Genomic DNA, 13704 nt, shown 5'->3' with positions numbered 1-13704 from the left:
GCGGGGCGTGCCGTACGGCATCGCCCTCACCTACCGATTGTTCGGTCGTTGACGCATTTTGGCTACAGGCGACCCGAGCCTGTGGACAAACGGTTCTGCACAGCCTGAGATGAAGACAGGACGTCCATGAAGGGGAGGCGGGGCGGTATGCAGGACGAACAGATGGCCAATCCGGGCGGCAAACCTCCCGCGCGCCCCCTGGACCCCATCGACCGTGACATCCTGCGACTGCTCCGGACGGACGGCCGGGCCTCCATACGGTCCGTGGCCGAGCAGGTGCACGTCTCCCGCGCCAACGCCTACGCCCGGATCAACCGGCTCCTGGACGACGGGGTGATCCGGGGCTTCAGCGCCCGGGTGGACCAGGAGCGGGCCGGGCAGGGGGCGTCCGCGTACATCACGCTGAAGATCGTCCAGAACTCCTGGCGCACCGTGCGCGAACAGCTCGGGATGCTGCCGGGAGCGGCCCACATCGCCCTGGTCAGCGGGGATTTCGATGTGCTGCTGCTGGTACACACCGAGGACAACCGCTCGCTGCGCGAACTGGTCCTCACCCGGATCCAGGCCATCCCCGAGGTGCTGAGCACCCGCACCCTGCTGGTCTTCGAGGAAACGGATCTGGACCCGGAGGTCTAGGGCGGTGTCCGCAAAGTCCCGCCGGGCCCCTAGTTGCCCGGGACGCGCAGCCCCGCGAAGGCCGTACGGACCACGGCCTCGGCCACCTCCTCGGCACCCGCGGCCCCGCCCCGGCCGGGCCGGTACCACTCCACAATGGAGTTGATCATGCCGAAGAGCAGGCGGGTGGCCAGCCGCGCGTCGACGTCGGCGCGCAGATCGCCGTCGGCGGCCGCCCGCTTGAGCAGATCGGCGACCTGGTGGTCGAACTCCCGCCGGCGCTCCATGGCCCACCGCTCGGTGTCCGTGTTGCCGCGGACCCGCAGGAGCAGCGTGACGTAGGGCAGCTCCTCCATCAGCACCTCGGCGGTGCGCCGGGCCACGTACTCCAGCCGCTCGATCGCCCGGCCCTCGCGCGCCCCCGGCTCCTGGAGGATGCCGAACAGCCCGTCCAGCGCACGGCTTATGGCCCGCCGGAGCAGCTCTTCCTTGCCCTTGACGTGGTGGTAGATCGACGACTTGGAGATCCCCGCGGCACGGGAGAGGTGCTCCATGGAGGTGCCGTCGTACCCGCGCTCGTTGAACACCTCCACGGCGACCGCGAGCAGCGATTCGGGCGTATAGGTGTCGCGCTTGACCATGGTCATGATTAGAGCAGCTTTCCCTCGGTGGCGGCACGCCGGATCAGGGCCTGGGCGGGGGCGTAGCGGCCGGTGGGGCAGGCGTCGTGGAGGTTCTTCAGGACATCGCGCACCCAGCCCGCGCCGAGCTGGTCCCCCCAGTGCAGCGGACCGCGCGGATAGTTGACGCCGGTGCGCATGGCGGTGTCGATGTCCCCGGCGCTCGCCACCCCGCGGGCGACGGCGTCCGCGGCGAAGTCCACGAGCATCGCGACGGTGCGGGCCACGATCATGCCGGGGAGGTCTCCCACCACGCTCACCTGCTTTCCGAGCGCCTGGAAGAGGCCGGTCGCGGCGGCCGTGGCCATGGGGTCGGCGGTCGCGGAGGGGGCGAGGGCGATGCGGGTGGCGGTGCGGTAGTCCAGCGCCAGGTCGAACCGGATGCCGGGGGCGAAGGGGGCCGTGGTGGCGGCGGATCCGTCGGTCAGGGACAGCCGGGTGCCGTCGGGCAGGGCGAGGAAGCCGCGGGACCCCGCCTCCGCCCCGGGCTCGCGCACCAGCGCGATGCCCGCCTCCTCGATGAGGGGGACGAGCCCGGCGGCGGGGCCCAGCTCCCCGTGGAGGGCGATCTTCGCGGGGGCGTCGCACGGCTCGGCGGTGTGCGGGCGGGGGCGCGGTGCGCCGTCGGCGTGGTCGTACCAGCCGCGACCCGTCTTGCGCCCGTGCAGCCCGGCGTCGACCAGGCGGCGCTGGGCGAGGGACGGGGTGAATTTCGGATCGTGGAACAGCGATTCCCAGACGGATCGGGTGACGGCCTCGTTCACGTCCTGGCCGATGAGGTCGGTCAGCTCGAAGGGTCCCATCCGGAAGCCGCCGGACTCGCACAGGACGGCGTCGATGGTGGCGGGGTCGGCGCCGCCCTCCTCGTACACCCGGAAGGCCTCCGCATAGAAGGGGCGGGCGATCCGGTTGACGATGAACCCGGGGGTGTCGGCGCAGCGCACCGGGGTCTTGCCCCACGCGGCGACGGTCTCGTACGCGCGGTCTGCGGCGGCCCGGTCGGTGGCGAAGCCGCGGACGACCTCGACCAGCGGCAGCACCGGGGCCGGGTTGAAGAAGTGGAGGCCGACGAGGCGGCCGGGACGGCGCAGGGCGCCCGCGACGGCCGTGACCGAGAGGGAGGAGGTGTTGGTGGCGAGCAGACAGCGGTCCGAGACAACCGTTTCGAGGGCGGTGAACAGCTGCTGCTTGGCGCCCAGCTCCTCCAGGATGGCCTCGATGGCCAGCTCGGTGTCGGCCAGGTCCGCGAGGCGGTCGACGGCGGCGAGCCTGCCGAGGGCGGCGTCGCGGTCGGCCGCGGCGAGGGAGCCCTTGGCGACCAGCCGGTCGAGGCGGGCCGCGATGGCGTCCGCGGCCTGGGCTGCGCGGCCGGGCGCGGCGTCATAGAGCCGCACCGGATGCCCGGCGACCAGCGCCACCTGGGCGATTCCCTGGCCCATGGTGCCGGTGCCGACGACGGCTACGGTGCCGGTGCGCGGGATCCCACGGTCGCTCGTGCCGCTCGCAGTCATGCCGCTGATCCTTTTCGACGAAGTTATCCACAGGTCCGCCAGGCCCTCTTGTCCCGACCGATCGTTCGGTTAATCTAACTCTGTCGCCACTTCCAGCCCAGCTCAATCCCAGCTCGACGAGGAGTTGGTCAGCCGTGACCGCCGGACTCACCACAGACCAGTTGACGAAGACGCACCGTCCCACCCTCGACCAGGCCCTGGAGGCGATCCGTACCCGCGCCTATTGGTCCCCGCACCCCGAGCATCCGAAGGCGTACGGCGGGGAGGGCCAGAGCGGGCGGACCAGCCTGAGCGTCGCCGAGGGCCAGGCCGCCTTCGAGGCGCTGCGCGGCACGCGCCTGGAGCTGGACCAGCCGGGCACCGACGGCTGGACGGGCTCCGAGATCTCGCCGTACGGGGCCGAGATGGGCATGGAGTATCCGCACCCGGATATCGACGTGCTGCTGCCCGCGATGCGGGCGGGGATGCCCGCCTGGCGGGATGCCGGGCCCGAGGTGCGGGCCCTGGTCTGCCTGGAGATCCTGGCCCGGATCAGCGCCCGCTCGCACGAGTTCGCGCAGGCGGTCATGCACACCAGCGGACAGGCGTACATGATGGCGTTCCAGGCGGGCGGCCCGCACGCCCAGGACCGCGGTCTGGAGGCGGTGGCGTACGCGTTCGCGGAGCAGACGCGCACGCCGGGGGCCGCCGACTGGTCCAAGCCGCAGGGCAAGCGCGATCCGCTGGAGCTGCGCAAGACCTTCACCGCGGTGCCGCGGGGCATCGCGCTGCTGATCGGCTGCAACACCTTCCCCACGTGGAACGGCTACCCGGGCCTGTTCGCCTCGCTCGCCACCGGCAATCCGGTGCTGGTCAAACCGCATCCGCAGGCGGTGCTGCCGCTCGCGCTGACCGTGCAGGCCGCGCGCGAGGTGCTGCGGGAGGCGGGCTTCGACCCCAATCTCGTGGCCCTGGCGGCCGAGCGGACGGGCGAGGGCATCGCCAAGGTCCTCGCCGTGCGCCCCGAGATCCGCGTCATCGACTACACGGGCTCGACCGCCTTCGGTGACTGGCTGGAGACCCATGCCCGGCAGGCCCAGGTCTTCACGGAGAAGGCCGGGGTCAACACGGTCGTCATCGACTCCACCGACGACTACAAGGGCATGCTGGCCAATCTGGCGTTCTCCCTGTCCCTCTACAGCGGCCAGATGTGCACCACCCCGCAGAACCTGCTGATCCCCCGCGAGGGCATCGCCACCGACGCCGGACCCAAGTCGTACGACGAGGTGGTGGCCGATCTGGCGGCGGCGGTCGACGGGCTGCTGGGCGACGACGCGCGGGCGAGCGCGCTGCTCGGCGCGATCGTGGGCCCGCGGGTGCGGGAGCGGCTGGAGGCCGCACCCGGGCTCGGCGGGGTCGCGCTCGCCTCCCGCACGGTGGCCCACCCCGACTTCCCGGACGCCACGGTGCGTACGCCGCTGGTGGTGAAGGCAGATGGAGCGCGGAAGTTCTGGGAGGGAGCGGACGCGGACGCGCCCTATCTCTCCGAATGCTTCGGCCCGGTGTCCTTCGCCGTAGCGGTCGACTCGGCGGCGGACGCGGTCGCGCTGCTGCGCCGCACCACCCGGGACAAGGGCGCGATGACGGTCGGTGCGTACACGACGTCGCCCGAGGTGGAGCGGCTGATCGAGGAGGCGTGTCTGGAGGAGTGCGCCCAGCTGTCGCTGAACCTGACCGGCGGGGTGTATGTGAACCAGACCGCGGCCTTCTCGGACTTCCACGGCACGGGCGGCAACCCGTCGGCCAACGCCGCGCTGTGCGACGGGGCGTTCGTGGCGAGCCGCTTCCGCATGGTGGAGGTGCGGCGCCCGGCCTAGTCCGTGCTGTCCTGCGGGTGCGCGGGAGGTCCTCCCCAGTGGAACAGGGCCATGGCCACGCTGGTGGCCAGGTTGTAGCTGGACACCTGTGGCCGCATGGGGAGGGCCACCAGCCGGGTGGCCCTCTTGCGCAGCTCGGGCGAGAGCCCGTGGCGCTCGGAGCCGAACGCCAGAAGGGCGTCATCGGGGATGGCCAGGGACCGGATGTCCTCCCCCTCCGCGTCCAGGGCGTACAGCGGTCCCGGTGGGAGGGCGTCGGACGGCAGCCGTTCGACCGCGGTGGCGAAGTGGAGGCCCGCACCCGAGCGCACGGCGTTCGGGTGCCAGGGGTCGATGTCCCCGGTGGTGACCACTCCCGCGGCCCCGAACCCGGCGGCGAGCCGGACCACGGCACCGACGTTCCCGAGGTTGCGGGGGTTGTCCAGGACGACGACCGGTGCGGGCCTCGGCTGCCGCGCCAGGGCGTCCAGATTCCCCTGCCGCCCGCGCCTGACCGCCAGCGCGGCGACGCGGGTGGGGTGCACCCGGGGGACGAGGGCGCGCAGGGTCTGGTCCGGCACCTCCACCAGGAGATCCTTGATCACCTCGGTGAGGTCACCGGCCAGCTCCGCCGCCAGCTCCACCGCGGCGGCCTTATCGCTGGTGACCGCGACCTGCACCTCGGCGCCGAAGCGGAGCGCATGCTTCAGCGCATGGAAGCCGTCCAGCAGCACGGTCTCGGGGGCCGTCTCGCGCCACTGCCGCTCGGCGAGCGTGGCCTGGTCCTCAGTCATCCCCTCAGCGTACGGGGGCCAGGGCCGTGACCAGGCAGTTCACCGACGATCCGGTCCCCGGCCCCGGGCCGTCGTCCGGGGCCGTCATCCAGGGCCTATCGGAGGCCGTCCCGCCAGTCGCTGACGGGGTAGTCGACATAGCCGTCGGCCCCGCCGGTGTAGTACGTGGCGCGGTCACCGGCCGCCAGCTCACGGCCCATGGCGAACCGGGCCACCAGATCCGGATTGGCGATGAAGTGGGTGGCGAAGGAGACGGCGTCGGCGTTCCCCGAGGCGATGAGGGCGTTCGCCGAGGCGCGGTCGTAGCCGTTGTTGGCGATCAGCGGGCCGTCGAACCGCCGCCGGTACCGGGCGATCTCCCCGGCGTCCGGAGCCTCGTCCGGTGCGGCGAGGTCCCGCCCGCGCAGATGCAGATAGGCCACCGGGTGGTCGTTCAGCGCCGACACGAGCGCGTCGTAGTCGGCGAGCGTCTCCTCGTCCGCCCGGAACATCTCTCCATCCGTCCAGTACGGCCCCAGCCGAACCCCGACCCCCCGTCCTGCCCAGGGCACGGCGGCCGCGTCGACGATCTCCAGCAGCAGCCGCCTCCGGGCCGCGCGGTCGCCGCCGTAGGCATCCGTCCGGTGGTTCAGCCGCGGGTTGAGGAACTGCGAGATCAGGAACGAGCCGAGGGCACCGATCTCGACTCCGTCGAACCCGGCCCGCCGGGCGTTCTCCGAGGCGGCGCCGAAGTCGGCGACCGTGGCGGCGATATCGGCCGTGGTCATGGCCCGGGGCGTGACGGTCTCCTTGAACCCGCCGGAGGTGAAGGACCGCGTCCGGGGATTGATCGCCGAGGGCCCGGCGGGCCGCCGTCCGCCCAGGTGGTCGGGGTGCGAGGCGGCACCGGTGTGCCACAGCTGGAGCACGATGCGGCCGCCGAGCGCGTGCACGACGCCGGTGACCCTCCGCCAGGCGGCCACCTGCTCCTCGGTGTAGATGCCGGGCACGTTGACGAAGCCGATCGCCTGCTCGCCGACCCAGGTCCCCTCGGCGATGATCAGCCCGGCGCTGGCCCGCTGGCCGTAGTACGCGGCGTGCATCGCGGTCGGCACCAGCCCGTCACCGGCGGCGCGGGCACGGGTGACCGGTGCCATCACCACCCGGTTGGGCAGCCGGAAGGCGCCGAGGTCCGCCGGGCTCAGCAGCGGCTGTCCCAGGGCTGTCGCGCCGGCGGCGTCGGCAGTGTCGGCGGTGAAGGCAGCGGTGTCGGTGGTCTCGGCGGTGTACATGGCCTGTCTCCCTCTTCATGGCTTCCTGGCTGTCCGGCTTCCTGCCGTGTGTCGTGCGGCGCGGTCACGGGCGGACGGGCGGCGGCATACGGTCACCTCAGGCCCGTTTCGCGCGTCATCCCGGTGACGGTGCACGGAGGCGAAAGGTGACCCATGGACGAGCAGGACCGGCTGGCGGAACGGTTCGAGGCCCATCGCAGCCATCTGCGGGCGGTCGCCTACCGGCTGCTCGGCTCGCTCAGCGAGGCGGACGACGCCGTCCAGGAGACCTGGCTACGGCTCAGCCGCAGCGACGCCGACCAGGTCGAGAACCTGCCCGCCTGGCTGCACACGGTCGTCTCCCGGCTGTGCCTGGACATGCTGCGTTCGCGCTCCGCCCGCCGCGAGGAGCCGATCGAGCGGCAACCCGCCCATCAGGTCCGGGACGACGGCGGTACGGGCGGCGGGGGCGACCCCGAGGGCGAAGCGGTGCTGATCGACTCGGTCGGCCGCGCACTGCTCGTAGTGCTGGACACGCTGGCACCCGCCGAGCGGATCGCCTTCGTCCTGCACGACGCCTTCGCCGTGCCGTTCGACCAGATCGCCCCCGTCGTGGAGCGCTCCCCGGCGACGGCGAAGAAGCTCGCCAGCCGCGCGCGGCACAAGGTGCGCGGCACGCCCGCGGTCTCCGCCGCCGGGCTCGCCTCGCAGCGCCGGGTCGTGGACGCCTTCCTCGCCGCCGCGCGCGACGGCGACCTGGAGGCGCTGCTGGCGGTGCTCGCCCCGGACGTCGTACGCCGCGCCGACCGGGCGGCCCTCCCGCCGGGCGTCCCGACGACGTCCCGCGGTGCGCGCACGGTCGCCAAGGAGACCACCGTGCTCGGGCGCCGGGCGCGGTTCGCCGCACCGGCGCTGGTGAACGGGTCGGTGGGCGTGGTCGTGGCGCCGCGCGGGCGGCTGCTGCTCGCCCTCACCTTCACGGTCGAGGACGGGCGGATCGCCACGTACGAGGTGATCGCCGACCCGGTCCGGCTCCGCGGGCTGGAGCTGGCCGTCCTCGACGGCTGACGCGGACGGCTGACGCAGACGGCTGACGCAGATGGCTGACGCACCGGCGCGGGCCGGGGCGTTCAGCCTGTGAGCGTGGGGGCGGGCTGCTCGTCGTCCTCCCCCGCCCGCTGTCGAGGCAGGCGGACGGCGCGCACGGCCAGCCCGTCGCGGGCCCGGGTCGCCTTCCGGCCGGTCCAGCGCAGGAAGGCGGTCGGCAGGAAGACCGCGTCCGCGGCGATGGCGGCGAGCGAGAAGAAGGGCAGGCCGAGGGCGACCGCGATGCCGATGTGCTCCAGCATCAGCAACACCAGCATGGCGTTCTTGGCTCGCCGGTTCAGCAGGGTGAAGGGGAAGGCGACCTGGACGATGACCGTGCCGTAGGTCAGCAGCATCACCAGGGTGCCGCTGCTCGCGAGCGCGTCGGCCAGGGACGGCCAGGGCGAGAAGTAGTCCAGGTGCAGCGGGTAGTAGAGGGCAGTGCCGTCCTGCCAGCGCGATCCCTGGACCTTGTACCAGCCGGCGGAGGCGTAGAGCAGGCAGACCTCGCCCATGATCACCACGAGGGCGCCGTTGTGCGCGAGGTTGGCGAGCATGTCCAGGACGGTGCGCGGCTCCCCCGGTGCGTAACGGCGCGCGAGCCACCAGCCGCCCTGGACCAGCCATAGCCCCCACAGGACCGTGGCCCAGCCCAGTCCGGGGAGCGGGCCGTCGGCGATCGGGGACAGCCCGGCGTCGGTGAACAGCTGGGCCCAGGCCAGGGCCAGCCCCAGGACGGTCCACAGCACGATTCCGGTCGTATCGCGCGGCGGCTCCTGCCCGTCCGGGCGGCGGGCGGCGCGGCGGGCGTCGAGCGACCAGACCTGGCCGCACCGGGTGAGCACCAGGTAGAGCGACATCAGGTGGATGAGGTTGTCGCCGCCGTCGCCAATGAAGATGGAGCGGTTCTGGAGAGACAGCACGCCGAGCATGAACAGCACGGACATGGTGCGGGTGCGCCAGCCGAGCAGGAGCAGTAGGGCCGAGACGAGGGCGAGGGCGTAGACGGTCTCGAACCACAGGCCGCTGTCGGACCACATGAGCGCGGTGAAGGCCCGGTTGCCGTCGATCAGCTGACGGGCCATGTCCCAGCTCCAGGGACCGTCGGGGCCGTACAGCTCGCGGCGGTGGGGCCATTCGCGGAGCAGGAAGAGCAGCCAGGTGAAGGAGAAGCCGATGCGCACCACGGCCGTCTGGTAGGGGCCGAGCGCGGATCCGGTGACGCGGGCGTGGCCGCGCGCCATGGCGGCCTGGACCCGCACCAGGGCGGTCTGGACAGCGGATATCGTCACCGGCGCGCCCCCTCCGGAACGTCGGCTGCGGTCGCCGTCCACCAGGGCAGGGTCCGGTAGAACGTCTTGGTGTCGGTCTTCTCGTCACTCCACGGCGGTGCGGCGAGCTGCGTGGTCGCGGACCGCACCTGGACGCGCTGCACCTCGCCGCCGTCCGTCTCCGGGCCGAGGCGGAGCATGACGATCCGGCGTATGTACTGCTCGGAGAGGCTGCCGCGGGTGCCGTTCGGCCGTTCCTGCGCGTCGTGCGAGCCGACGTAGAACTCCCAGGCGCGGCGCAGTTCGTTCTGCTGGGTGTGGCTGGGCAGCGGATTGTGGTGGATGGCGGCGCCGTCCTGGGCGGAGAGGTTGGTCCAGTCGGTGGTCGCGAGGCCGCCCTCGGGGGTGCGTATCTCGGCCCGGGCCTGGATGGCGATGTCCTGCTGGAGGGGATTGGGCGCGAAGAGCTTCCAGTTCCGCTCGAATTCGGGGTAGGTGTAGTCGTCCATCGCCGCACCGTGCCGCTTGCTGATCGTATTGGGCGGCGCGACGCTCAGGAACGCCATACCCAGGTGAAGGGCCGCGGCGACCGCGACGGCGGCGACCGCCACCGCGATGATCAGCTGTGACGGCAGGGAGAGCGCGGCGAGCCGTTCCGCCGCCTCGTCGTCCGGCTCATCCGGCTCCGTTACCGCCATGCCCCGCCCCACTCCCGATGGTCCAGGTCTGCGCACCCGGCCCGGACGGCTGCGCGCCCACGGCCCCCGGTGGGTGTCCCTACGCCCGCACGCTACCGATGCGGCCCTCCCGGCACAGCACCCTCAGCGTTATCCACAGGCTTGACACCCTACGTTCCTACGGCACACCATTGAACCGAACGATCGGTCGGTCGGTTGGTTGGTTGCCGGGCTGGTCGTCGGGACGGACGGCGGGGATGGACGGCGAAGGGGCTTCGCATGACGACGACGACGGCGGATGCCGGGGCGGGGGCGTACGAGGCGGTGTTCGACGCCGCCCTGGCCGCGGACGAGCGCATCGAGCCGCGGGACTGGATGCCCGACGACTACCGGGCCTCCCTGGTCCGGCAGATCGCTCAGCACGCCCACTCCGAGATCATCGGCATGCAGCCCGAGGCCAACTGGATCAGCCGGGCCCCCTCACTGCGGCGCAAGGCGATCCTGATGGCGAAGGTCCAGGACGAGGCGGGCCATGGCCTGTATCTGTACAGCGCGGCGGAAACCCTGGGCACCAGCCGGGACGAGCTGCTCGACAAGCTCCACTCGGGCCGCCAGAAATACTCGTCGATCTTCAACTACCCGACGCTGACCTGGGCCGACGTGGGCGCCATCGGCTGGCTGGTGGACGGCGCGGCGATCACCAACCAGGTCCCGCTGTGCCGCTGCTCCTACGGGCCGTACGCACGGGCGATGGTCCGGATCTGCAAGGAGGAGTCCTTCCACCAGCGCCAGGGGTACGAGCTGCTGCTGGCCCTCAGCCGGGGCACCGAGGCCCAGCACGCCATGGCCCAGGACGCGGTGGACCGCTGGTGGTGGCCGTCGCTGATGATGTTCGGCCCGCCCGACGACGCGTCGGCGCACTCCGCCCAGTCGATGGCCTGGAAGATCAAGCGGCATTCCAACGACGAGCTGCGCCAGCGCTTCGTCGACATCTGCGTCCCGCAGGCCGCATCCCTCGGCCTGACCCTCCCCGACCCCGATCTGAAGTGGAACGAGGAGCGGGGACACCACGACTTCGGCCCGATCGACTGGGACGAGTTCGGCGAGGTGCTGCGCGGAAACGGGCCGTGCAACGCCCAGCGGATCTCCCAGCGGCGCCGGGCCCATGAGGAAGGCGCCTGGGTGCGCGAGGCGGCCGCGGCGTACGCGGCCAAGCAGGGGGAGGCACGGGCATGAGCGGCGACGGAAACGGCGCATGGCCGCTGTGGGAGGTGTTCGTCCGCGGCAGGCGCGGTCTCGCGCACACCCACGCGGGATCCCTCCACGCCCCGGACGCGGAGATGGCACTGCGGAACGCGCGCGATCTGTACACCCGCCGCTCTGAGGGCGTCTCGATCTGGGTGGTGCCCTCCGCCTCGATCACCGCCTCCTCGCCGGACGAGAAGGACCCGTTCTTCGAGCCCGCCGCCGACAAGCCCTACCGGCACCCCACGTTCTACGAGATCCCGGAGGGGGTGCGGCACCTGTGACCGCGGCCCTCGCCCTGGGCGACGACGCGCTGGTGCTCTCCCACCGGCTGGGGGAGTGGGCGGGCCACGCCCCCGTGCTGGAGGAGGAGGTCGCGCTCGCCAACATCGCGCTCGACCTGCTCGGCCAGGCCCGGGTGCTGCTCTCCCTCGTCGGCGACGAGGACGAGCTGGCGTATCTGCGCGAGGAGCGGGCGTTCCGCAACGTCCAGCTGGTCGAGCAGCCGAACGGGGACTTCGCCCGCACCATCGCCCGCCAGCTCTACTTCTCCACCTACCAGGAGCTGTTGTACGAGGAGCTGGCGCGCGGCGACGGCCCCTTCGCACCGCTGGCCGCCAAGGCGGTCAAGGAGGTCGCCTACCACCGCGACCACGCCGAGCAATGGACGCTGCGGCTCGGCGACGGCACGGAGGAGAGCCATCAGCGGATGCGCCGCGGGCTGGACGCGCTGTGGCGGTTCACCGGCGAGCTGTTCGAGCCGGTCGAGGGGTGCGAGGTGGAGTGGTCCGCGCTGCACGGCGCATGGCTGGAGCGCATCACGGCCGTCCTCACCCGTGCCACCCTGAGCCTGCCCGAGGGGCCGCGGCGCGGTGCCTGGGCGGCCGGGGCCGGGCGCCAGGGCATCCACACCGAGCCGTTCGGCCCGATGCTCGCGCAGATGCAGCATCTGCACCGCAGCCACCCGGGGGCGGCATGGTGACGCCCGCGCCCCACGCCCCCACCGCACTCGAAGAGGAGCTGCGGCGGCTGGCCGGATCCGTGCCGGACCCGGAGCTGCCGATGGTGTCCCTGGCCGAGCTGGGCGTGCTGCGGGGGCTGCGGGTCCTGGCACCGGGACGGGTCGAGGTCGAGCTGACCCCCACCTACACCGGCTGCCCCGCGGTGGAGACGATGGCCGCCGACATCGAGCGGGTGCTGCACGACCGGGGCGTGGCCGAGGTCGAGGTCCGCACCGTGCTCGCGCCGCCCTGGACGACGGACGCGATCAGCGCCGAGGGCCGCCGCAAGCTCGCGGAGTCCGGCATAGCGCCGCCCGCGCCGCGGCGGGCGGCGGCGGGCGGGCCGGTCCCCGTCGATCTGACGGTGCGCTGCCCGCACTGCGGCTCGACCGAGACCACGCTGCTGAGCCGCTTCTCCTCCACCGCGTGCAAGGCGCTGCGCCGCTGCGAGACCTGCCGCGAACCGTTCGACCACTTCAAGGAGTTGTGATGGCCGCGGAAGCGGTGCCCGTCGCCGCGCCCCACCACGGCGCGTTCCATCCGCTGCGGGTGGCGGCCGTCGACCCGCTCGCCGACGACGCGGTGGCCGTCACCCTCCGGGTGCCGCCCGCGCTGCGCGAGACGTTCCGCTTCGTCCCCGGACAGCACATCGCGGTGCGGCGGTTCACGGACGGCGCGGAGATCCGGCGTACGTACTCGATCTGCACCCCGGCCCCGGGCCCGGAGGGGCCCGAGCTGCTGCGGGTCGGGGTGCGGCTGGTGGAGGGCGGCGCGTTCTCCACGTACGCCCTCAAGGAGCTGGCGGTCGGGGAGGTGGTGGAGGTGATGGCCCCGGCGGGCCGGTTCGTGCTCGCCCCCCGGCCCGGCCACTTCGCCGCGGTCGTCGGCGGCAGCGGCATCACACCCGTGCTGTCCATCGCCGCCACCCTGCTGGAGCGGCAGCCCGAGGCCCGCTTCTGTCTGATCCGCAGCGACCGTACCGCCGCCTCCACGATGTTCCTGGAGGAGATCGCCGACCTCAAGGACCGCTGGCCCGACCGGTTCCAGCTGGTGTGTGCCCTCTCCCGGGAGGAGCAGCAGACCGGGCTGGTGTCCGGGCGGCTGGACGAGGAGCGGCTGACCGGGCTGCTGCCCTCGCTGCTGCCGGTGCGCTCGGTGGACGGCTGGTTCCTGTGCGGTCCGTACGGGCTGGTGCGGGCCGCCGAGCGGGCGCTGCGCGGACTCGGGGTGCCCCGCGGCCGGGTCCATCAGGAGATCTTCCATGTGGCGGCGGAGCCCGGCGAGGGCGTCCCCTCCGCGCCCCGCCCGGCCGCCGCGCCCTCGCACAGCACGCTGACGGCGACCCTGGACGGCCGGTCGGGCAGCTGGCCGGTGCGGGACGGGGAACCGCTGCTGGAGACCGTGCTGCGCAATCGCGCCGACGCGCCGTACGCCTGCAAGGGCGGGGTGTGCGGGACCTGCCGGGCATTCCTGGTCTCCGGGGAGGTCCGGATGGACCGGAACTTCGCGCTGGAGCCGGACGAGGTGGAGGCGGGCTATGTGCTGTCCTGCCAGTCCCATCCGGTCGGCGAGCGGGTGGAGCTGGACTTCGACCGCTGACCGGCCGCCGCCCCTCGGGGCGGGGTGGCTCGACGCGGGCGAGGTGGCGCGGCGCGGGCGTTCGGGGCGTTCCCTTCTTGTAGGCGTTCCCTTCTTATAGAACCTGTTCTATCTTGACGGGCCGTCAGACGAAGCTCAAC

The 13704-nt window shown here is 72.6% G+C and carries 14 protein-coding genes; 8 read left to right on the top strand and 6 right to left on the bottom strand.

What is annotated here, in order from left to right; genetic code table 11:
• The first annotated feature begins 147 nt into the window (after positions 1-147).
• Complete coding sequence (locus tag HYQ63_RS22130) at positions 148-636, top strand: Lrp/AsnC family transcriptional regulator (RefSeq protein WP_009716435.1); 489 nt, start codon at positions 148-150, stop codon at positions 634-636.
• Between the two features lie 29 nt (positions 637-665).
• On the opposite strand, the gene HYQ63_RS22125 is transcribed toward HYQ63_RS22130, so the two are convergent.
• Positions 666-1262, bottom strand: a complete 597-nt coding sequence (locus HYQ63_RS22125) for a TetR/AcrR family transcriptional regulator (RefSeq protein ID WP_179935524.1) — start codon at positions 1260-1262, stop codon at positions 666-668.
• A gap of 2 nt (positions 1263-1264) precedes the next feature.
• Positions 1265-2806 carry a 3-hydroxyacyl-CoA dehydrogenase gene (locus HYQ63_RS22120; protein WP_179935523.1) on the bottom strand — a complete coding sequence of 514 codons (1542 nt, stop codon included), beginning with the start codon at positions 2804-2806 and terminating at the stop codon, positions 1265-1267.
• A 134-nt stretch (positions 2807-2940) separates the two neighbouring features.
• On the opposite strand from HYQ63_RS22120, the gene paaN reads away from it, so the two are divergent.
• Complete coding sequence (gene paaN, locus HYQ63_RS22115) at positions 2941-4662, top strand: phenylacetic acid degradation protein PaaN (RefSeq protein ID WP_179935522.1); 1722 nt, start codon at positions 2941-2943, stop codon at positions 4660-4662.
• On the opposite strand, the gene HYQ63_RS22110 is transcribed toward paaN, so the two are convergent.
• Together HYQ63_RS22110 and HYQ63_RS22105 are read right to left on the bottom strand one after the other, a co-directional pair.
• The gene (locus tag HYQ63_RS22110) at positions 4659-5435 is read right to left on the bottom strand and encodes an RNA methyltransferase (RefSeq protein WP_179935521.1); all 777 of its coding nucleotides are present in this window, start codon (positions 5433-5435) and stop codon (positions 4659-4661) included. The two genes, paaN and HYQ63_RS22110, sit on opposite strands and share 4 nt — an antisense overlap.
• A gap of 95 nt (positions 5436-5530) precedes the next feature.
• Positions 5531-6706 carry an alkene reductase gene (locus tag HYQ63_RS22105; protein ID WP_179935520.1) on the bottom strand — a complete coding sequence of 392 codons (1176 nt, stop codon included), beginning with the start codon at positions 6704-6706 and terminating at the stop codon, positions 5531-5533.
• 153 nt (positions 6707-6859) lie between these two features.
• Between HYQ63_RS22105 and HYQ63_RS22100 the strand changes: the two genes are divergently transcribed.
• Entirely contained in the window at positions 6860-7753 is an 894-nt protein-coding gene (locus tag HYQ63_RS22100; RefSeq protein ID WP_179935519.1) for a sigma-70 family RNA polymerase sigma factor, read from the top strand.
• Positions 7754-7815: 62 nt separating this feature from the next.
• On the opposite strand, the gene HYQ63_RS22095 is transcribed toward HYQ63_RS22100, so the two are convergent.
• Together HYQ63_RS22095 and HYQ63_RS22090 are read right to left on the bottom strand one after the other, a co-directional pair.
• Positions 7816-9015, bottom strand: coding sequence for an HTTM domain-containing protein (locus HYQ63_RS22095; RefSeq protein ID WP_257232638.1), 1200 nt, complete (start codon positions 9013-9015; stop codon positions 7816-7818).
• Positions 9016-9059: 44 nt separating this feature from the next.
• Complete coding sequence (locus HYQ63_RS22090; protein WP_257232008.1) at positions 9060-9740, bottom strand: DUF5819 family protein; 681 nt, start codon at positions 9738-9740, stop codon at positions 9060-9062.
• A gap of 258 nt (positions 9741-9998) precedes the next feature.
• On the opposite strand from HYQ63_RS22090, the gene paaA reads away from it, so the two are divergent.
• Genes paaA through HYQ63_RS22065 form a run of 5 tightly spaced genes read left to right on the top strand, consistent with a single transcriptional unit; the run spans position 9999 to position 13564 of the window.
• Entirely contained in the window at positions 9999-10955 is a 957-nt protein-coding gene (gene paaA, locus HYQ63_RS22085) for a 1,2-phenylacetyl-CoA epoxidase subunit PaaA (RefSeq protein ID WP_179935516.1), read from the top strand.
• A complete protein-coding gene (paaB, locus tag HYQ63_RS22080; RefSeq protein ID WP_123101151.1) occupies positions 10952-11248 on the top strand; it encodes a 1,2-phenylacetyl-CoA epoxidase subunit PaaB in 297 nt (98 codons plus the stop codon). The genes paaA and paaB overlap by 4 nt, the downstream gene beginning before the upstream one ends.
• On the top strand, positions 11245-11946 hold the full coding sequence (gene paaC, locus HYQ63_RS22075) for a 1,2-phenylacetyl-CoA epoxidase subunit PaaC (RefSeq protein WP_179935515.1): 702 nt from the start codon (positions 11245-11247) through the stop codon (positions 11944-11946). The genes paaB and paaC overlap by 4 nt, the downstream gene beginning before the upstream one ends.
• Entirely contained in the window at positions 11940-12455 is a 516-nt protein-coding gene (paaD, locus tag HYQ63_RS22070; RefSeq protein ID WP_179935514.1) for a 1,2-phenylacetyl-CoA epoxidase subunit PaaD, read from the top strand. Before paaC ends, paaD begins: the two co-directional genes overlap by 7 nt.
• On the top strand, positions 12455-13564 hold the full coding sequence (locus tag HYQ63_RS22065) for a 2Fe-2S iron-sulfur cluster-binding protein (protein WP_179935513.1): 1110 nt from the start codon (positions 12455-12457) through the stop codon (positions 13562-13564). The genes paaD and HYQ63_RS22065 overlap by 1 nt, the downstream gene beginning before the upstream one ends.
• Positions 13565-13704 lie beyond the last annotated feature (140 nt).

This window comes from Streptomyces sp. Rer75 (genome assembly GCF_013414305.1).
Classification (GTDB): Bacteria; Actinomycetota; Actinomycetes; order Streptomycetales; family Streptomycetaceae; genus Streptomyces; species Streptomyces himastatinicus.
This window is presented reverse-complemented; position numbering and strand designations above follow the sequence as displayed.